We start from the raw sequence: 20,170 nt of genomic DNA on the forward strand, positions 1-20,170 counted from the left end.
AGTGAGACTATGGAACAATACAACGTTACCGGCATGAGCTGCGCGGCCTGCTCTGCACGGGTGGAAAAGGCCGTAAACGCCGTGCCCGGCGTCACGAGCTGCTCGGTGAGCCTGCTCACCAACTCCATGGGCGTGGAGGGCACCGCGAGTGCCGCCGCCATCGTCAAGGCGGTGCAGGATGCAGGCTATGGCGCCAGCCCCAAGGCGGGCGGGCCCACCGCCGCCCCGGACCCCAGCGCTGACCTCGACGCCCTGGCAGATCACGAGACCCCCAAACTGAAAAAGCGGCTCATCGCCTCCCTGCTCTTCCTGGCGGTGCTGATGTACTTTTCCATGGGGCACATGATGTGGGGCTGGCCGCTCCCCCACTGGTTCGACGGCAACCACGTTGCGATGGGCCTCGTTCAGCTGCTGCTGGCGGGCATCGTGATGGTCATCAACCAGAAGTTCTTCATCAACGGCTTCAAGGGCCTTCTCCACCGCGCCCCCAACATGGATACACTGGTGGCGCTCGGTTCCTCTGCCAGCTTCCTCTGGAGCACCTACGCCCTCTTCGCCATGACCCGCGCGCAGGTGGATGGCAACGACGCCCTCGTCATGCACTATATGATGGAGTTCTACTTTGAGTCGGCCGCCATGATCCTGACCCTCATCACGGTGGGCAAGATGCTGGAAGCCCGCTCCAAGGGCAAGACCACCGACGCGCTCAAGAGCCTGATGAAGCTGGCCCCCAAAACGGCCACCCTCCTGCGGGGCGGCACCGAAGTCAGCGTCCCCATCGCGGAAGTGCGCAAGGGCGATGTTTTTGTCGTCCGCCCCGGTGAGAACATCCCGGTGGACGGCATCGTGCTGGAAGGCAGCAGCGCCGTGAACGAGAGCGCACTGACCGGTGAGAGTATCCCGGTGGACAAGGCCGAGGGCGACAAGGTCTCAGCCGCCACCACCAACCAGTCGGGCTTCCTGCGGTGCGAGGCCACCCGCGTGGGCGAAGATACCACTCTGGCGCAGATCATCCGGATGGTCAGCGACGCCGCCGCCACCAAGGCCCCCATCGCCAAGATCGCCGACACCGTGTCGGGCTTCTTCGTCCCGGCGGTCATCTCCATCGCAGTAGTCACCACCATCGTCTGGCTGCTGCTGGGCCGGGAGTTCGGCTATGCGCTGGCCCGCGGCATCTCGGTGCTGGTCATCAGCTGCCCCTGTGCGCTGGGTCTGGCCACACCGGTGGCCATCATGGTCGGCAACGGTCTGGGGGCCAAGAACGGCATCCTGTTCAAGACGGCCGCTTCGCTGGAAGCCGCAGGCCGCACCCAGATCGTGGCACTGGATAAGACCGGCACCATCACCAGCGGCGAACCCAAGGTCACCGACATCCTGCCCGCCGAGGGGGTAAGCGAGACGGAGCTGCTGACCCTTGCCGCCGCGCTGGAGCGCAGGAGCGAGCATCCGCTGGCCAAGGCCATCCTCGCTTACACCGAGGCCAACGCCATCGAGGCCCCGGAAATCTCCGACTTTGCAGCCCTGCCCGGCAACGGCCTGACTGCAACGCTGGACGGCAAAGAAGTTTACGCAGGCCATGCGTCCTTCCTTGCGACAAAGGCCGCTGTGCCCGCCAGCCTGAAGGCAAAAGCCGCCGCGCTGGCAAGCGAGGGCAAAACGCCGCTCTACTTCGGTGGCGCCGGCCGTCTGCTGGGCGTAGTGGCCGTGGCCGATACCATCAAGGAGGACAGCCCCCGCGCCATCCGTGAATTGCAGAACATGGGCATCCGGGTCGTGATGCTCACCGGCGACAACCAGCGCACCGCCGACGCCATCGGCCGTCAGGCAGGCGTGGATGAGGTCATCGCTGGCGTCCTGCCCGACGGCAAGGAGGCCGTCATCCGCAAGCTGCAAGCCTCCGGCAAGGTCGCCATGGTCGGCGACGGCATCAATGATGCACCGGCCCTGACCCGCGCCGACACCGGCATCGCCATCGGTGCCGGAACGGACGTCGCCATTGATGCGGCGGACGTGGTGCTGATGAACTCCCGGCTCTCCGATGTGCCCGCCGCCATCCGCCTGAGCCGCGCCACCCTGCGCAACATCCACGAGAATCTGTTCTGGGCCTTCATCTACAACATCATCGGCATCCCGCTGGCCGCCGGTGTGTTCATCCCCTTCGGCCTGACGCTGAACCCCATGTTCGGTGCCGCCGCGATGAGCCTGTCCAGCTTCTGTGTCGTCAGCAACGCGCTGCGCCTGAACCTGTTCGACCTGCACAGCACTAAACACGACCACAAGATCAAGACTTCCGCCCTGCCCGCTGCCGCGCAGCCGCAGGCTGAAGATACGACCGAACCCGTTTCGGAATCCACTGTCAAGGAGGAACGTTTCATGAAAAAGACCCTGCACGTTGAAGGCATGATGTGCTGCCACTGCGAGGCCCGCGTGAAGAAGGCACTGGAAGCTCTGCCCGAAGTCCACGAGGCCGTGGTCAGCCACGAGACCGGCACCGCCGTCGTCACCCTGAGCGCCGATGTCGCCAACGAGACCTTGAAGAAGGCCGTTGAAGACCAGGACTACAAAGTGACCGGCATCGAATAAGCCGCACCTGCCAAAAAGACCTTCTCCATCCTTGCTTTGCTGCAATGCCCGGAGAGGGTCTTTTTATCTTTTATAATCTCTGCAATCGTTCTGCGCCCTTCGTCTTCAGCCAGCGGAGCGCAGCCCCATCGGCCAGGGCAAGGATGCCCAATGCTGCCATCCATGCGGCCTCAGCCGGCACGAACTGCGCCAGCACCAGCACCCCCACGCCCAGCACAAAGCCAGCAGCCCAGTTGACAAGCAGTGCCAGCAGAACGCTGGGGTTCTGCTTGATGACGGCCATCTCGCTCGTCCAGTGGAACTGCGGCATCGCCACGCCGAGCATCAACCCGGCTGCAGCTGTGAAAACAACATCCAATGCCACCAGCAGACCCGCCAGCAGGGCCGAAGTCCACGGCGCGCGCAGAAGCACCAGCCCGCAAGCCAGGCAGAGCAGCGCGGGCGGCAGGGTGACCAGCAGATGCAGGTCCAGCTTCGCCCGCAGCACCTGCCATGGTGTTACCGGCAGGCTTTGCAGCTGCCACAGCTGTTCCCCTTCCAGTGAGACGGACGGCACGGTGAGGAGGTTCATCCCGGCCACCAGCACCACCGTGAAGGTCAGCAGCACCACGCCCAGCTCCCGCGCGGGCAGCCGCGCCGCCAACGCCCGCAGTGCGTCCGCCTTGTATCCCATTGCGCCGCTGAGAAGCAGCAGCGCCAGCGAACCCATGGCGCAGTTGAGCAGATAGGACGCGCTGCTGCCCAGATGGAGCAGTTCCCGGCGCAACAGCGTCCGCCGCAGCGAGGAACGGCGGGCCAGCCGCGCCCGCGTCCGTTTCACAGCCCCGCGCCGGGTCGTCATCAAGGTCAGATACGGCCCGGAAAGCGCCCTGCCCAGCGCCGCGCAGAGCAGCACGATGCCAACGGCCAGCACCAGCAGCAAAAGCGGTTCCCCGCAGGCGGCACCTCCCAAAAAGTGCCCCGCGCCCGTTAGGGCCGTGTCACTTCCGCCCAGCGCCGCCTGCCCCAGCACCTGTTCAAGCAGAGCCATTCCCCGTTGGTAGACGAGAGCATACACCACCGCAAGCCCCAGGGTTGCCGCAATCGTGACCAGCGTTTTGTGTGCGGCCCGCGCAGTGCAGAGAGCGACCGCCCACCCCAGCAGCGCAGCCAGAAGGGTCGCTGCCCCGGCCAGCACCAGCGCCATGGGGACTGCACTCAGCAACCCGCCCAGCGGAGAAGCTGCATACAGCCCATACACCACTTCTGCCGGGACCCAGAGCAGCAGCAGATAGAACAGGCACATCGCGTACAGCCCGCTCATCCGGACGGCAAAGAGCATCCACGGCGGGATAGGCATCGCCAGCAGCAGGTCGTTGTCTCTGGCCTGAAACAGGCTCCCATAGCTGGAAAATGCTCCCGCAAATACACCAACGGCCAGCGCCAGCAGCTCCATCGTCAGAAAGTACAGCGCCTCCTGCCCGGCGGGCAGCAGCAGCTCTCCCAGCGGCCACGCCAGCGAGAAGAAACTGCCCATCACCAGCAGCACGATGCCCCCATACAGCGCTCCGAACGCAAACCGGCCCGCTCTGGTGCGGTGTCTGCCGGTGCTGGCGCTCCGGACAAGGAAGGCCCCCTGCTCCCGCAGCTGTTTCCGGAACAGGGCGCGGAACAGACGTCTGGTCTCAGTGCCCATCCTGCACCCCTTCCAGCTCCAGAAAGACCGATTCCAGCGAAGCATCGCCCCGCACCTCGGCCATGGAGCCAGCCCGCACGAGCCGCCCCTGCCGGAGGATGGCCACCTGGTCGCAGAGCTTTTCGGCCACTTCCAGCACATGGGTGGAAAAGAAGATGGCCCCGCCTGCATCGCAGAAGGCCCGCATGGTCTGCTTGAGCTGGTGGGAGGCCAGCGGGTCCAGCCCCACGAACGGCTCATCCATCAGGATGAGTTTGGGCGCGTGGAGCAGTGCCGCCAGAATGGCCAGCTTCTGCTTCATGCCGTGGGAGTAAGAGCTGATGGGCTGGCCCAGCGCTTCGGTCAGCGCAAAACGCTCGCCGTACACCCGTACCCGCTCGGCGCGGGCAGCCTCGCGGACGCCGAACACATCCGCAATGAAATCCAGATATTGGATACCGGTCATGTAGCCATAAAGGGCCGGGTCATCCGGCAGATAGGCCAGCTGACGCTTGGCCGCAAGCGGGTCGTCCCGCATGGAACAGCCGTTCACCCACACCTCGCCGCGATCCGGCTGCAAGATGCCGCAGCAGCATTTCAGGGTGGTGGTCTTGCCCGCCCCGTTCGGCCCGATGAAGCCGAAGATCTCTCCCGGCCGGATGGTCAGTGTGAGGTCTTCCACCGCCGTTTTCTCGCCGTACTGTTTGGTCAGATGCCGGATCTCCAGCATTCGGATCTCTCCTTTCGGTCTTGATGCGCTCCTGTTTGATAGCCAAATCGTATCATCCGCGGAAGTGCCTGTCAAGCATTTCGGCGCAAGTCGGGATGCAAAAGCGGCACCAGCCCGCAAAGCCGTTTTGCTTTACAGACCGGTGCCGCTTTCTGTTCATTTCAGGACTGCGACATTTTTGATGCCGTATCGTGCAAAAAGTTTCAGTGCTGCCGGGCCGATGCGTTCTCCGCTCACCACGATGGGGATCGCCGGCGGGCAGGAGACGGTGGGCATCGCGCAGACGCGGCCCAACGCCGTTTCGGCGGGGATCAGCTCCTGCGGGGCGAACACCGCCTGCCGCACGGTGCAGACCGGCGCAGCCTCCGCCGCCAGTTCCGTGAAGACATCTGCTTCCGGTTCCGGCAGAGCCGGGGCCGACGGCAGAGCCGCGCAGAGCCGTGCCACTGCCGCTGCCAGCCGCTCATAATCCTGCGCCGGGTTTTCGGGGGTGAACATCAGCACCACATACCGGGGGTCGGCATATTCGCACTCGATGCGGTCCTGCCGCAGAGCCTCGGCCAGCGCGGTGCCGGTCATGCCCAGTGCCGCCGCATCCAGCGTGAGTTTGAGCGGCTCACGGGCGGGGGCGTCCACCGCCAGCGGGAGCGGACAGCCTGCCGCAGCGGCCCGCTCGTTCAGCACCCGGCGCATCCTGGTCAGCTGCCCGCAGCAGGAGTAGAGCCGCAGCGGATACCCCTCCGAAAGATACCGGTTGCACCGGTCGAGGGATTGCAGGATCAGATAAGACGGGCTTGTGGAGCCGAACAGCGCCAGCGCATTGCGGACTGCCGTTTCCTCCTGCACGGGCGCTTTCGGCCCCAGATGCAGGTAGGCGCCGCCGGTAAGGACAGGCAGGGTCTTGTGCCCGGAATCGCAGCACATCGCCGCCCCCAATGCAATGGGGTGGCGGCTGCCGCCCACCAGAAAGTTCAGGTAGGCACCGTGGGCATTGTCCACCAGCAGCGGCACACCGTGCGCATCGCAGACCTTTGCAAGGGCCGCGATGTCCTGCATCCCGCCGAGGTAGTCCGGGCTGGTGAGGTAGACGCCGAAGGGGGTTCTCCCCTGCCCGGCCAGCCGGTCCAGCGCAGCGGCAAGCTGAGCTTCGGTCACGGGGCAGCTGCACAGCGCCCCGGCCGCGTCCGGCGCGGGCCAGAGCCACTGGATGTCAAGATCCAGCAGCGCGGCGGCATAGAGCAGCGCTTTGTGGGCGTTGCGAGCCGCCAGCAGCACCGGGCGCTGCCCGGCGGGGGCTGCCTGCATCGCCAGGCAGAGCATGGCCCGGATGCACTGGGACGAACCCTCGGTGCTGTAATAGGTATGGGCCGTGCCGAAGAGCCGGGTCGCGTTGGCCTCGCTCTGGGCGATGATGCCGTCGGCCTCGTACAACTCATCCGCGCCCCGGATCTCGGTGATGTCCAGCCCTTCAAACCCCAGCAGGGCCTGCCCTTTATGGCCGGGCATGTGAAGGCGGGAAGTCCCGGACTTTGCGTAGTTCTGCACAAAGTCCACGATGGGCGTGGTCATGCTCATTCGCAGGCTTCGCCGTCCGCGCAGGCATTGCAGGTACTGCCCAGTTCGATGGGCACCTCGATGCCCTGTGCGGCCAGCTCCTGGTTCTTGGCCACCTGGATCATGATGGCGCACTCCATCCGCTTGCGGAACAGCTCACAGCCGTACTCGTACACGCCGGTGATGCTGCCGGTGGCGTGGTATGCGTTGGCCGCACAGCCGCCGGAGCAGTAGAGCTTGGCCCAGCAATCCTTGCACTCCGGGCGGGCGTAGGCGTTGCAGTGCTTGAACTCATCCCGCACGGCGGTGTTGGTGACGCCCTTCCAGATGTCGCCCATCCGGTACTTGGGGTCGCCGACGAACTGGTGGCAGGGGTACAAATCGCCCCAGGGGGTCACGGCCATATACTCGGTGCCGGAGCCGCAGCCCGAAATGCGCTTGTAGATGCAGGGGCCGCCGGTCAGGTCGATCATGTAATGGTAGAAGGTAAAGCCGCGGCCCTCGCGGTCGCGCTTGAGCATCTCCTTGGCCAGGATCTCATACTGCTCCTTCAGGATGGGCAGGTCGGCCTCGGTCAGGGCGCTGGGGTCGTCCGGCTTGCAGACCACCGGCTCCATGCTCAGCTCGGTGAAACCGAGGTCCGCCATGTGGAAGATGTCGTTGGTGAAGTCGGTGTTGAAGTGGGTGTAGGTGCCGCGCATGTAGTAGCCCTTGTCGCCGCGCTTCCGGACGAACTCCTGGAACTTGGGCACGATGGCGTCATAGCTGCCGCGGCCCGCGTAGTCCTTGCGGAAGCGGTCGTGGACCTCCTTGCGGCCATCGAGGCTCAGGACGACGTTGTGGCACTCCTTGTTGCAGAAGTCGATCACATCCTCGTCGATCAGCATCCCGTTGGTGGTCATGGTGAAGCGGAAGTTCTTGTTGTGGATCTTCTCCTGCTCGCGGCAGTAGGCCACCAGCTTCTTCACCATCTCAAAGTTCATCAGCGGCTCACCGCCGAAGAAATCGACTTCGAGGTTGCGGCGGGTGCCGGAGTTCTCGATGAGGAAATCCATGGCGCGCTTGCCCACCTCAAAGCTCATCAGCGCACGGTCGCCCTGATAGCGGCCCTGCGAGGCGAAGCAGTAGGAGCAGTTCAGGTTGCAGGTGTGGGCCACATGCAGGCAGAGCGCCTTGACCACGGTGTTGCGGTTCTTGAAGTCGAAGGCCATGTCGGCGTAGGTATCGGGGCTCCACAGCTTGCCCGCCTGTTCCAGCGCGGCCACATCCTCCAGGCACTGGCGCAGGTCGGCCTCGGTCACGTCGGGGCGGTCGCCGTACTTTTCGAGCATGGCCGCTACGATCGCATCGGCGGAGCGCTCCTTGTACAGGGCGATGACGTCATACGCCACATCGTCCACCACATGCACCGAGCCGCTGCAGGTGTCCAGCACGATGTTATAGCCGTTCAATTGATACTGATGTACCATTTTAGTCTCCATTCCATTGTTACATAAAAAAATGCCGCCCGGCAAAGGCGGCATCCGATTTGCAGAAATTACTTGTTGCTGTTCTCGCACTTCTGGTTTGCCACGCCGCAGGAAGTCTTGCAGGCGGACTGGCAGGAAGTCTGGCACTCGCCGCAGCCACCGGTCACAACGCTCTTGGTCAGGTCACGAGTAGCGATCGTCTTGATACGTTCCATAATATATAACCTCTCTAGCTCAAAAGATTTGATGCGCAGAACCACCCACGCACGATATTATCTTTGTGTATAATACCACGGGCCGGGCTGGATGTCAAGATTTTTGTCACAGTTTGGCGGGAAGTGAAATGTTCACAGCAAAATACAGATGAGGCCGCTGCATCCATCGTTGATGACCTTTTCCAGCGTATCCTGCAGGCGGCCGCGGGCTTCCTGCGGCATGTGCAGGAGCTTGTTCTGCAAGCCCTCGTTGACCAGTTCATGCAGGCTCTTGCCGAAGATGTTGGACTCCCACAGCCGTTCCGGGTCGGACTCAAAGTCGCCCAGAAGGCTCTGCACCAGATCCTCGCTCTGCTTTTCGGTGCCCACGATGGGGTTGATCTCGGTGTGGATCACGGCCTTGAGCATGTGGATGGAGGGCGCACTGGCTTCCAGACGGACACCGTACCGCCCGCCCTGCCGGATGATCTCCGGTTCTTCGAGCGAAAGCTCGTCGATGGTGGGCATCACGATGCCGTATCCGGTGGCCTCCACCTGTTCCAGCGCACTGCGGATCTTTTCATATTCGCGTCTGGCTCTGGAAAGCTCAATGATGCAGGGCATCAGGCCCGCTTCATCGCCGATGGCAAGGCCGGTCTGCTCGCTGAGCACCCGGTAGAACACATCCGGCTTGAGCAGAACCGTCACCCGCACGATGCCCTCCGAGAGATCCATGCCGCTGAGGGTGGAGCGCTCCACCGAATCGCTGGCAAGGGCTCCGGCGCTGTTCTGGGCCGGGACATCCTTCATGCGGGAGATCTTCTCCGAAAAATCCAGCGCGGCTGTGTAGATCTCCGTTTGGAGCCAGTGGCCCCGGTCCAGCATGGTGACCCAGCGCGGGATGGCAAAATCCAGCTCCCGCACCGGGAACTCGTAGAGCACCCGCCGCAGGATCTCGTGCAGAGCGGCGCGGTCCAGGTCGATGCAGCTCACAGGCAGCACGCTGCGCCCATACGCCTGCTCCATCTGCGCCGCAAGGGCCTGCGTTTCCGGGGCGTCCGGGTGGGTGCTGTTGAGCAGGATGACAAAGGGCTTGCCCAGCGCTTCCAGCTCCTCGACGACCCGCTGTTCAGCGGGAAGATAGTTTTCCCGTGGGATCTCGCTGATGGTGCCGTCGGTGGTGACGACGATGCCGATGGTGGAGTGATCCCGGATGACCTTGCGGGTGCCGGTCTCGGCGGCAAGGTCAAAGGGGATCTCTTCCTCAAACCAGGGGCTTTTGACCATGCGGGGCTTTTCGTTCTCCTCGTGGCCCATGGCCCCCTCCACCATATAGCCCACGCAGTCGATGAGGCGGATGCGGCACTCACCGCCGCCCTCCAGCTGGAGTGGGACGGCGTGCTCCGGGATGAACTTCGGCTCGGTCGTCATGATGGTGCGCCCCGCCGCCGACTGGGGCAGTTCGTCCCGCGCACGGAGGCGGGCGTCGTCCTCCTCGATGGCAGGCAGCACCAGCTGCTCCATGAATTGCTTGATGAGGGTGCTCTTGCCGGTGCGCACCGGGCCCACCACTCCGATCAGGATCTCGCCGCCGGTGCGTGCACCGATCTCGCGGCAGACCGTGGCTTCCAAACGTTCCTGCTTTTCCAAAATGGTCTCCTCCTGTCCGCATCTGGCGTTCTCAGAGACACTATATTCTCAAAACGCAAAAATAGAACCCTCTCCCAGCGCACAAGGCTGACGGAGAGGGTTTCCTTTTTTCTATCAGAGCAGCTTGATGGCCACGGCCTCGCTCGTGCGATCCTGGGCATCGTTGGCCTGCTGGGGGTCATCCAGCATATAGCGGAGCAGCAGTACCTCGGCCACGTAGAGCACCGACACCTTGATGGGGATGCTGCCGGAATCCAGCGGGCTTTCCTGTGCGCCGCAGAGCAGCACCACGTCCGCCAGTGCAGCGCCCGGCGAGTCCTCGTAGTGGGTCAGAAGGACGATCTTTGCGCCGGATGCCTTTGCGGTGCGCAGGGTCTCCATCATGTCGCGGGTCGCGCCCGAATAGGAGACGAAGAGCACGACGTCCTCCGGCGTCATCAGGCTGGCGGAGAGAAGCTGCAAGTGGCTGTCTCCTGCCGTGCGGAACTTGTTGGACAGGCTGGAAAAGCGGGCACAGATATCATTGGCCAGCAGCATGCTGCCGCCCTGCCCCAGGCAGAACACCTGCCTTGCTGCCCGCAGCAGATCCACGGCCTTGTCCACTGCATCCGGTGAAAGGGCGCTCTGGGTGCCATTGATGGCCGTGAGGAACAACGCGCTCGCATGCTCACAGAGCTTGTCGGTGGTCGTACCCGGTTCCGGCTCCTGCTGATTGATGAGCGAAGCGGTCGCATTGGCCTGGGCCAGCGCGATGCGCATCTCATGATACCCTTCGAACCCCAGCGCCCGGCAGAACCGGAAAACGGTCGCCTCGGCCACCTTGCACTCCCGCGCCAGCGACGAGATCGAAAGATACTGCGCCTCGTCGGCATGGTGGATGAGGTAATCCGCCACCATCCGCCCGGATTTGGTCAGCTCGTCCTGCCGCTGGTGCAGCAGCTCCCAGAAATTAGTAGACATGTCAGCTTTCTCTCCTACTTTTTCCCCGGCATCCGCGTCTGCTCCGCCGCACATACCGCTGTGACGCCTTTGCCGGGACTCTTTCTTAATGAAAGTATAAAAGAATCTTTCCTCCTTGGCAAGAGCGGCTTTCACCACAAATCATCGCCGTTTTCTGTGCAGAGCGTCCAATTTCAGCCGGAAAGTACGACTTATTTCCGAAAATTCTTTTCAAAATCAGACAAAAACACCCCTTTTGTCTGCGAAAACTTTTTTCAGGCTATGTAAAATCCGTGTTTTTGCAATGGTTACAAAATGGCTACAATCACCAAAAAGTCCGCTATTTTTTGAAAAGGAGTCGTTCTCTTCGCTTGATTTGGTAGTTGTTCACAAGAAAGTTTTTTCAAAATTGTGCATTGCATAGATAGACAAAATGAAAATATTTTTCTATAATAAAGGCAACAACAGCGGCTCGACACGATAAGCCGCAAACATATGATATGCAAGGAGAATTTCGTTATGAAAAACTGTATCTCTCGCCGCTCCTTCCTGAAGGCTGCCGGCATCCTGAGCGCAGCAGGCGCACTGGCCGCATGCGGCGGTTCCTCTTCTTCCAGCACCGCAGCGTCTTCGACCGCCTCTTCCGCAGCTGCTTCCAGCACCGCTTCTGCCGGTGCAAGCATCAAGCTGTGGACATACCCCATCGGCGGCTGGGGCAAGGATGAGACTGTGCAGGAGCTGATCTCCAGCTTCAACGCAAAGTATCCGGATATCAAGGTCACCGTCGAGTATCTGGACTACACCAACGGCGACGACCAGGTCAACACCGCCATCGAGGGCGGCAGCGCACCCGACCTGATCATGGAAGGCCCGGAGCGTCTGGTCGCAAACTGGGGCAAGAAGGGCGTCATGGCTCCCCTGAACGATCTGTGGACCGACGATGCCAAGAAGGATATCTACGCATCGGTCGAGTCCGCCTGCAAGAACGAGGCCGGTGACTACTACGAGTATCCCCTGTGCATGACCGCACACTGCATGGCCGTCAACATGACCAAGGTCAAGGAAGTGGGCGCAGACCAGTATATTGATACCGACAAGCACACCTGGAGCACCGACGGCTTCCTGAAGACCGTTGACGCACTGTACAATGGCGGTTACGAGAACGTCGCAGCCATTTATTGCAGCGGCCAGGGCGGCGACCAGGGCACCCGCGCCATCATCAACAACATGTACGGCGGCACCTTCACCGATGCAGCCCACACCAAGTACACTGCTGACTCCCCCGAAAACATCAAGGCCATCCAGGCTCTGTACGATGCAAAGGGCGTCAACTTTGATGCTTCCATCAACGGCGGCGAGGAGATCACCCTGTTCCGCAACGGCACGTTGCAGATGGCATTCTGCTGGAACATCGCACAGCAGCTGAACTCCGACAACAACGACGCCGGTCTGACCAACAGCGGCGACGAGATCTTCCCCATGGCCTTTCCCACCGAGAGCGGTGACCCGAAGCTGTGCGGCGGTATCTGGGGCTTCGGCATCTTTGACAACGGCGACGAGGCCAAGATCGAAGCAGCCAAGACCTTCATCGACTTCATCGCAGCAGACCCCGACCAGGTCGGTGCAAGCGTTCTGGCTTCCACCTACTTCCCCGTTCGTGAGAGCGTTGGCGACATCTACGCCGGCAACGACATCATGAGCGAGTACACCAAGTTCATGTCCTACCTGGGCGACTACTACCAGATCACTCCGGGCTGGGCAACGGCTCGTACCGAGTGGTGGAACATGCTGCAGCGCGTCGGCACCGGCGAGCCTGTCGAGCAGGCTGTTGCGACCTTCGTTCAGAATGCAAACGCTGCCGCTACTGCTGAGGCATAAGCTGCACACCACATCCTGACCGTCATCTCTTGATAAAACCCTTGCCCCTTCCTCGAAAATCCCGGCGAGGGAGGGGCAATTCTTTTGCAAAAAATCCGTCGGGAGCCGATCAAAACGAAAGGTTTGGTGATTTTCTTGGCTGCAAAGACTGCATCGATCCAAGAGCCGAAGCGCAGCCGCGCACTGGTCCGGCAGGAGACCATCGCATCCTACCTCTTTCTTCTGCCCAGCCTGATCTTCTTCTTGGGATTCGTCATCTACCCCATGGTCCTGTGCGTGGTCACGAGCTTCTTCGATTCCACCATGAACCGCGCCGACATCTTCGTCGGCCTGGCGAACTACAAAGAGCTGTTCGCAGACCCCATCTTCATCGGCGCATTGAAGAACACCATCATCATCGTCGTGGTCTCCGTGCCGGTCACCTGTGCATTCTCGCTGTGGGTCAGCTCGGCCATCGTCGATCTGCCGGAGTGGACCACCAGCCTCTTCCGCTGCGTGTTCTATCTCCCCGTCGTCACCGGTTCGGTCGCCGTTACCGTCGTGTGGAAGTGGATGTACAACAACTACTACGGCATCTTCAACTATCTGGGCAAAACGTTCGGCCTCATCGACAAGAACATCAACTGGCTGGGCGATGAGCGGTTCGCTCTGGGCTGCATCATCCTCATCCTGCTGACTACCTCCGTGGGCCAGCCCATCGTTCTGTACGTCTCCGCACTGGGCAATGTGGACCAGTCCATCGTCGAGGCAGCTGAAGTGGATGGTGCCAACGATTTCCAGGCGTTCTGGAAGATCAAGTGGCCCGCCATCATGCCCACCACCCTGTACATCCTGGTCATCACCACCATCAACTCCTTCCAGTGCTTCGCACTGATCCAGCTGCTGACGTCCGGCGGCCCCAACCACAGCACCGACACCATCATGTACTACATCTACTACACCGCATTCAAGCTGTACCGCTACGGCTACGGCAATGCAATGGGCGTTGTGCTGGCGGTCATCATCGCCATCCTGTCGGCGGTCCAGTTCAAACTGGGCAATCAGGACAATTAAGGGAGGTGCCAAACAATGAGTGCAACTGAAAAGAAACAAAAGCCGTTGAAGCGGCACCCCAGCAAGCTCAAGAAAGCCAGCGCCTACACCATCCTGACGCTGATCCTCATCAGCATCGTTGCGGTGACGTTCGCTTTCCCGCTGTATTGGATCATCACCGGTTCGTTCAAGACCGGCGCTGCCATCAACTCCACCACCCCGGAGTGGTGGCCCCATGAGTGGGTGCTGACCAACTACCAGAAGCTGTTCGCGGGTAAGAGCGCTCCGCTGTGGCAGCTGGCCGTCCCCTTCAGCGCACGATTCAGCAGCGACGGCGAGCCCATCTATTTCTCCGTCGGCCCCACGGCTCCGGCTGCGCTGCGCTGGATGATCAACACCGTGTTCATGGCTGTCACCTCCATGATTCTGACCTGCATCACCGCCGCCATGGCGGGCTATGCGCTGGCCAAGAAGCGCTTCGTCGGCCGCAAGGTGCTGTTCACCCTCATCGTCTGCGCCATGGCACTGCCCAAGCAGGTCATCCTGATCCCCCTGCTGCGTGAGATGAGCTCCCTGAACCTGTACAACACCATCTGGGCCGTCATCTTCCCCATCGTCGGCTGGCCGTTCGGTGTCTTTTTGATGAAACAGTTCAGTGAGGGCATCCCCACCGAAATGCTGGAAGCGGCCCGCATCGACGGTGCGAGCGAAGCAAAGACTTTTGTCAGCATCGTTCTGCCGATGGTCAAACCGGGCGTCGGTGCGCTGGCCATCTTCACCTTCATCAACAGCTGGAACGACTACTTCATGCAGTTGATCATGCTGTCCAGCACCAGCAACCTGACCATTTCGCTGGGCATTGCAAAATTGCAGGCAGAGAACAGCACCGACTTCGGCCTGATCATGGCCGGTGCCGCGCTGGCTGCTGTGCCCATCATCATCATCTTCCTCATCTTCCAGAAGTACTTCACCAAGGGCATCGCAATGGGTGCGGTTAAGGGCTAAAATCCCGACCGCCGCCTGCGGCGGAAACAGGGAGGGATTTTTGGCGCAGCGGTCTGCAAGACGCAAGGCCCGCCCAAGGGCCGAAGCGGATGCAGGGCACCGCAAGAGGGCGCTGCTTCCGCTGCCCGAACAGAGAGCATACGAGCTTGCTGTTTTGGCGCAGCGGTCTGCAAGACGCGAGACCCGCCCAAGGGCCGAAGCGGATGCAGGGCACCGCAAGAGGGTGCTGCTCCCGCTGCCCGAACAGAGAGCGTACGAGCTTGCTGTTTTGGGTTCCCTCCCCCAACAAACAACGTCTGAACCATGATTCGATAGAGAAGGAGACAAGTATCATGAAAGACATTTCCAAGTATCAGGGTGTCATCCCTGCGTTCTATGCCTGCTATGACAAGGACGGTCACATTTCCGTGGAGGGCGTCAAGGCCCTCACCCGCCACCTGATCGCCAAGGGCGTCAAGGGCGTGTATGTCGGCGGTTCGTCCGGTGAGTGCATCTACCAGCACCCCGATGAGCGCAAGCAGGTCCTGGAGGCCGTGATGAGCGAAGCCAAGGGCAAGATCACCGTGATTGCCCATGTCGGCTGCAACAACACTGCCGACAGCGTCGAGCTGGCAAAACACGCCGAGAGCGTGGGCGTGGACGCCATTGCTTCCATCCCCCCGATCTACTTCCACCTGCCGGAGTATGCCATCGCCAAGTATTGGAACGCCATGTCCGCTGCTGCCCCCCACACCGATTTCGTCATCTACAACATCCCTCAGCTGGCAGGCACGGCACTGACCATGAGCCTGCTGAAGGAAATGCTGAAGAACCCCAACGTGGTGGCCGTCAAGAACAGCTCCATGCCCACCCAGGACATCCAGATGTTCAAGGATGCCGGCATCGCTGCCCGCGGCGAGGGCAATTTCGTGGTCTTCAACGGCCCGGATGAGCAGTTCGTTTCCGGCCGCGTCATCGGCGCCGACGGCGGCATCGGCGGTACCTATGCCGTCATGCCCGAACTGTATCTGGCCATGAACGAGCACATCAACAAGGGCGAGATCCGGGAAGCTCAGGCTCTCCAGTATGAGGCCGACCGCATCATTTACAAGATGTGCGAGGCACACGGCAACCTGTACGCCGTGCAGAAAGAGATCCTGCGCCGGATGTACGGTCTGGAGCTGGGCGGCGTCCGTGAGCCGATGCCCAGCCTCATCCCCGAAGATGAGCCCATCGTGGCCGAGGCACAGGCCATGATCGAAGCTGCCATTGCGAAACTGTAAATCTGTAAACTGAAAAAGCGCCCCCTCTTCCGTCTCGTTTCTGAGGGGAGAGGGTCGGCGCTCTTTTTGATGGAGGGACCTTATGATCTGCGATACTCTGGAGCACCTGACCCTGTATCAGGGCTTCCACAAGAACCTCGACACAGCCATCACCTTCCTGACGACCTGCGACCTGAACACCCTGCCGCTGGGCCGCACCGAAGTGGACGGCGACAAGGTGTTCATCAACGTGATGGACGCCGAACTCCACCCCAACGAAGGCTCGCACCCGGAATACCACCGCATCTACGCCGATCTGCAGATCGACCTGACTGGCAGCGAGGGCTGGGGCTACGAGACCGCACCCGGCACCGAAGTGAAGCCCTATGCCCCGGACATCGGCTTTCAGGACAGCCCGGACGCCGTGTTCGGCACCCTGGGCGGCGGGCGGTTCGTGCTCTTCTTCCCCGGCGAGCTGCACAAGCCCGGCGTTGCACAGCCCGATTGCCGGAATGTGCGCAAAGCAGTCGTAAAGATCAGAATGGAGGATAAATACCATGGATAAGGAAAAACTGTTTGCTCAGATCAAGGGCGGCCTGATCGTCTCCTGCCAGGCGCTGGAGCACGAACCGCTGTACACCAAGGAGGGCGGCGTGATGCCCCTGATGGCCAAAGCCGCCGCCATGAGCGGGGCCGTCGGCATCCGCGCCAACACCGTGCGCGACATCACCCAGATCAAGGCCGTCGTGGACCTGCCCGTCATCGGCATCATCAAAAAAGACTACCCCGGCACCCCGATGTACATCACCGTGACCATGAAGGAAGTGGACGAGCTGGTGGCCTGCGGTGTGGACATCCTCGCCGTGCAGGGCACCGGTGCGCTCCGCCCGGACGGCTCCACCTCTGCGGAATTCATCCGCGCCATCAAGGCGAAGTATCCCGACCAGCTGCTGATGGCCGACTGCGACAATTTTGAAAATGCCATGGCCTGCGCCGAAGCCGGTGCTGACTTTGTGGGCACCACGATGCGCGGCTACACCCCGGAGACTCAGGGCATCAACGACATCGACTTCGCGTTCGTCCACAAGCTGGCCACAGAGTGCCCGGCCAAGATCATCGCCGAGGGGCACATCCACTATCCCGAACAGGCCGTCAAGGCACTGGAAGCCGGTGCGTTCGCCCTCGTGGTCGGCGGTGCCATCACCCGCCCCGCTGAGATCACGGCCCGCTTCACCGGTGCCATCAACGCCATGAACCACTGACGCGGAGACGTTTTTATGAAGACAAAACAGTATCTTGCCATTGATATCGGCGGCACCTCCGTCAAGCTGGGCATCGTGGATGAGACCGGTGCTGTGCTGGCCAAAGCCGAGGAGAGCGTCAGCTTTGACGGCTATGAGACGCCCATCCTGACCACGGTGTGCAAGGCAGCCAAAGCCTTTGTGGAAGCACAGAACATCTCCCCTGCCGCCCTTGTCGGCGTGGGCGTTTCGGCAACCGGCCAGATCGACAGCCGCGCCGGAACGGTCGTCGGCACCTGCGGCAATCTGCCCCACTACATCGGCTCCCCCATCAAAGCGGAACTCGAATCGCTGTTCGGCTTGCCCGTGACCGTAGCGAATGACGCCAACTGCATGTGCCTGGGCGAAGTCTGGGTCGGCGGCGCAAAGGGTTACACCGACGTCATCGGGGTGACGCTGGGCACCGGCGTCGGCGGCGGCATCCTGACCGGTGGCCGCCTGCTGGAAGGTGCCCGTGGTCTGGGCGGTGAGCTGGGCCACTACCGGCTCCACGCGCTCGATGGTGTGCCGTGCACCTGCGGGGCTGCGGGCTGCTGGGAGCGCTACGCCGCCACCACCGCACTCGTCCGTGCTGCGCAGGAGAAAGACCCCGCCTGGACGAATGGCCGCGCGATCTTCGCCGCTGCGCAGGCAGGCAACGAGACCGTCCTTGCCCTGCTGGACCACTGGACGGATGAGATCGCGCAGGGCCTTGCCGGCATGGTGCACATCTTCAACCCCCAGCTGATCCTGATCGGCGGCGGCGTGAGCGCCCAGCAGAAGCTGCTCATCGACCCCATTGCGGACAAGGTAAAAGCCTCCGTGATGCCCGCCTTTGCCGAAGGGCTGGAGATCCGCGCCGCCCAGCTGCACAACGACGCCGGAATGGTCGGCGCCATCTACTATTTCCGCCAGAGTCATCCGGAACGATAACTCAAAAAGGAGTGTATTTGCGATGAAAACTCACATTCTCTGCCTGGGCGACTCCAACACCCACGGCTATTGCGCCGACCCGAAGGACAACGCCGACGGCGGCATCCGCTTCAACGAGGACGAGCGCTGGACCTGTCGGCTGCAGACCGCGCTGGGCAGCCAGTACCTCGTCACCGAAGAGGGCCTGTCCGGCCGGACGACCGTTTTCGTGGACCCCATCCACGAATCCATGGACGCTCTGAGCGTTGCATATGCCCTGCTGAAGAGCCATGAGGTCATCGACCTGCTCATCATCATGCTGGGCACGAACGACGTCAAGGAGCGCTTCGGTGCCAATGCTGCCTGCATCGGCGTCGGCATGGAGCGGCTGATCCAGAAGTGCAAGAGCGTGGACTGCTGGGGCGGCAAGGAGCCCAACATCCTCATCGTGGCACCGCCCCGCATCAAGGAGGGCTTCCACGACGAAGTCATGGGCGACGGATGCGTGGAGAAGTCCCGCGGGGTGGCCGCGCAGTTCCAGATGATCGCCGCACGCAACCATGTGCATTTCCTCGATGCAGAGGGGTGCGAGTTCAACCAGATCGACTTCATGCACCTGACCCGCCGCGGCCACGCACAGCTGGCTGAAAAGCTGGCCGAAGTGGTGCCGACGCTCCTTTGAGCGAATAAAAACCCTCTCCGCCACGCTGACACATGCCTGCTCCCCCGAAAGGGGGAGCTTTTTGATGCTGTAACATACAGCACCAGACCCCGCCCTTTGGGCGGGGCGGCATTGCGAAGCAATGACGGAGAGGGGTTTTATGGTTTGTTCAGATGTAATCCGAGATGTACGGGATCTTGTGGAAGAGCACATCGTCCAGACGCTCAACGGCCTCTTCTCTGCCCTCGATGCGCTCCAGCTCATACAGACGTTCTGCCGTCTTATAGCCCAGCAGCAGGGTGGAAAGGGTGCCGATGCCCATTTTGAGATGATGCTCCGGCGGTTCCTGCGTCTGGGTGCATTCGCCGTTTTCGAACTTCACCGTGAAGGTGCGGTCGTTCCATGGGAGGAGCTTGTCCTCGATCTCCAGCGCGATGGTCAGGGTGCCACCGTCCGGGTCGCAGGGATAATCGGCGAGGAAGTCTTCCACGTCGATGATGCGGCCCATGGCATAGGGACGGATGCTCTCTTTGATGTCGCCATCGTCCATCTCAAAGGCGATGGGCTCGCTGAAATAGGTGCTGCCGTGCACCTCATCGATCATGGAATCGTGGGCGTGGATGTACTCCCACAGGCCTTTCTGCGCCTCGCGGTTCAGATAGACCATTTCCTTGATGTGCATGATGTCGTTCTTGATGAGGTAGACCATGTAGCCGCAGGGCTTATCCTTGACGTTGTAATAGACGGCCACATTGGTGTCGTCCTCATCCCAGCGCCAGTATTCCTCCCACGCGAGGCTGTTGCGGAACAGGCACCCATGGGTGATGGACGCAAAGTGGGAGTGCAGCTCATGGAACTCGGTGTTGTCCCAGGAGACGCGGCGGACGTAGCCGGGCGCTTTGACCTTGGTGGGGATCTGCCGGTCCTTGATGTTGAACGAGATCTTGTTGGAGACGATCTCCCACCCCAGATGATGGTACAGCGGGATGGAATACGGGTAGAGCAGCGCGAAGGATTTGCCCTCCTCGTGCATCTGGGTCAGGCCCTGGATCATCAGCTTTTTCATGATGCCCTGCCCGGTGTACTCCGGGTAGGTGCAGACGCTGGTGACAAAGCCGACATGGTACACCGTATCGTAGATGTTCATCTTCAGCGGGTAGACCGCGAACTGCGAGATGAGGTCTTCGCCATCGAAGCAGCCCAGCACATCGGCGCGCTCCAGCACCGGGAACTTGGACTGCTTGATCTCATCGTCCTTCCAGCCGGTGGCGGTCAGTTCCTCTTCCGTGACCTGAAAAGTATACCGCAGCAGCGCGTTGTACTGGTCCAGATCCTTCGGTTCGAGGTAGCGGGTGGTATAATGTTCTGCGGCGTTCATGATAACGCCC

The 20,170-nt window shown here is 61.5% G+C and carries 17 protein-coding genes; 9 read left to right on the plus strand and 8 right to left on the minus strand.

Annotated elements, in window-relative coordinates; genetic code table 11:
• The first annotated feature begins 9 nt into the window (after positions 1 to 9).
• A complete protein-coding gene (locus tag DWY95_RS09160) occupies positions 10 to 2,583 on the plus strand; it encodes a heavy metal translocating P-type ATPase (RefSeq protein WP_118553289.1) in 2,574 nt (857 codons plus the stop codon).
• 70 nt (positions 2,584 to 2,653) lie between these two features.
• Here the strand turns inward: DWY95_RS09160 and DWY95_RS09165 are convergent, their stop codons facing one another.
• From DWY95_RS09165 to DWY95_RS09195, 7 genes are all read right to left on the minus strand, one after another.
• A complete protein-coding gene (locus tag DWY95_RS09165; protein ID WP_118553290.1) occupies positions 2,654 to 4,258 on the minus strand; it encodes a hypothetical protein in 1,605 nt (534 codons plus the stop codon).
• Positions 4,248 to 4,967, minus strand: coding sequence for an ABC transporter ATP-binding protein (locus DWY95_RS09170; protein WP_118553291.1), 720 nt, complete (start codon positions 4,965 to 4,967; stop codon positions 4,248 to 4,250). The genes DWY95_RS09165 and DWY95_RS09170 overlap by 11 nt, the downstream gene beginning before the upstream one ends.
• A gap of 156 nt (positions 4,968 to 5,123) precedes the next feature.
• Complete coding sequence (locus DWY95_RS09175; RefSeq protein WP_118553292.1) at positions 5,124 to 6,542, minus strand: amino acid decarboxylase; 1,419 nt, start codon at positions 6,540 to 6,542, stop codon at positions 5,124 to 5,126.
• Positions 6,539 to 7,990, minus strand: coding sequence for a thioether cross-link-forming SCIFF peptide maturase (gene scfB, locus DWY95_RS09180; protein ID WP_118553293.1), 1,452 nt, complete (start codon positions 7,988 to 7,990; stop codon positions 6,539 to 6,541). The genes DWY95_RS09175 and scfB overlap by 4 nt, the downstream gene beginning before the upstream one ends.
• Before the next feature lie 68 nt (positions 7,991 to 8,058).
• Positions 8,059 to 8,205 carry a six-cysteine ranthipeptide SCIFF gene (gene scfA / locus DWY95_RS09185; RefSeq protein WP_015563834.1) on the minus strand — a complete coding sequence of 49 codons (147 nt, stop codon included), beginning with the start codon at positions 8,203 to 8,205 and terminating at the stop codon, positions 8,059 to 8,061.
• 132 nt (positions 8,206 to 8,337) lie between these two features.
• Positions 8,338 to 9,834 (minus strand): stage IV sporulation protein A, encoded by a 1,497-nt coding sequence (spoIVA, locus tag DWY95_RS09190; protein WP_097792082.1) that lies wholly within the window; start codon positions 9,832 to 9,834, stop codon positions 8,338 to 8,340.
• A gap of 114 nt (positions 9,835 to 9,948) precedes the next feature.
• On the minus strand, positions 9,949 to 10,794 hold the full coding sequence (locus DWY95_RS09195; protein WP_118553294.1) for a MurR/RpiR family transcriptional regulator: 846 nt from the start codon (positions 10,792 to 10,794) through the stop codon (positions 9,949 to 9,951).
• 498 nt (positions 10,795 to 11,292) lie between these two features.
• Here DWY95_RS09195 and DWY95_RS09200 point away from each other — a divergent pair, with 498 nt between their 5' ends.
• The 8 genes from DWY95_RS09200 (at position 11,293) to DWY95_RS09240 (ending at position 18,803) form a co-directional block, all read left to right on the plus strand.
• A complete protein-coding gene (locus DWY95_RS09200) occupies positions 11,293 to 12,651 on the plus strand; it encodes an ABC transporter substrate-binding protein (RefSeq protein WP_097792080.1) in 1,359 nt (452 codons plus the stop codon).
• A gap of 126 nt (positions 12,652 to 12,777) precedes the next feature.
• Positions 12,778 to 13,704 carry a sugar ABC transporter permease gene (locus DWY95_RS09205; protein ID WP_187116974.1) on the plus strand — a complete coding sequence of 309 codons (927 nt, stop codon included), beginning with the start codon at positions 12,778 to 12,780 and terminating at the stop codon, positions 13,702 to 13,704.
• A 15-nt stretch (positions 13,705 to 13,719) separates the two neighbouring features.
• Positions 13,720 to 14,688: a carbohydrate ABC transporter permease gene (locus DWY95_RS09210; RefSeq protein WP_118553295.1), complete on the plus strand. Its 969-nt coding sequence runs from the start codon at positions 13,720 to 13,722 to the stop codon at positions 14,686 to 14,688.
• A gap of 332 nt (positions 14,689 to 15,020) precedes the next feature.
• Positions 15,021 to 15,950 carry a dihydrodipicolinate synthase family protein gene (locus DWY95_RS09220; protein WP_118553297.1) on the plus strand — a complete coding sequence of 310 codons (930 nt, stop codon included), beginning with the start codon at positions 15,021 to 15,023 and terminating at the stop codon, positions 15,948 to 15,950.
• A gap of 82 nt (positions 15,951 to 16,032) precedes the next feature.
• On the plus strand, positions 16,033 to 16,494 hold the full coding sequence (locus DWY95_RS09225) for a YhcH/YjgK/YiaL family protein (RefSeq protein ID WP_118553298.1): 462 nt from the start codon (positions 16,033 to 16,035) through the stop codon (positions 16,492 to 16,494).
• Positions 16,487 to 17,191: an N-acetylmannosamine-6-phosphate 2-epimerase gene (locus DWY95_RS09230; protein ID WP_097792076.1), complete on the plus strand. Its 705-nt coding sequence runs from the start codon at positions 16,487 to 16,489 to the stop codon at positions 17,189 to 17,191. The genes DWY95_RS09225 and DWY95_RS09230 overlap by 8 nt, the downstream gene beginning before the upstream one ends.
• A gap of 15 nt (positions 17,192 to 17,206) precedes the next feature.
• Positions 17,207 to 18,142: an ROK family protein gene (locus DWY95_RS09235; RefSeq protein WP_118553299.1), complete on the plus strand. Its 936-nt coding sequence runs from the start codon at positions 17,207 to 17,209 to the stop codon at positions 18,140 to 18,142.
• 22 nt (positions 18,143 to 18,164) lie between these two features.
• Positions 18,165 to 18,803, plus strand: a complete 639-nt coding sequence (locus DWY95_RS09240; RefSeq protein ID WP_118553300.1) for a GDSL-type esterase/lipase family protein — start codon at positions 18,165 to 18,167, stop codon at positions 18,801 to 18,803.
• A gap of 148 nt (positions 18,804 to 18,951) precedes the next feature.
• Here the strand turns inward: DWY95_RS09240 and DWY95_RS09245 are convergent, their stop codons facing one another.
• The gene (locus tag DWY95_RS09245; RefSeq protein WP_097792073.1) at positions 18,952 to 20,160 is read right to left on the minus strand and encodes a GNAT family N-acetyltransferase; all 1,209 of its coding nucleotides are present in this window, start codon (positions 20,158 to 20,160) and stop codon (positions 18,952 to 18,954) included.
• Positions 20,161 to 20,170: the final 10 nt, after the last annotated feature.

This window comes from Faecalibacterium sp. AF28-13AC (assembly GCF_003478405.1).
In the GTDB taxonomy this organism is placed as follows: domain Bacteria; phylum Bacillota; class Clostridia; order Oscillospirales; family Ruminococcaceae; genus Faecalibacterium; species Faecalibacterium prausnitzii_E.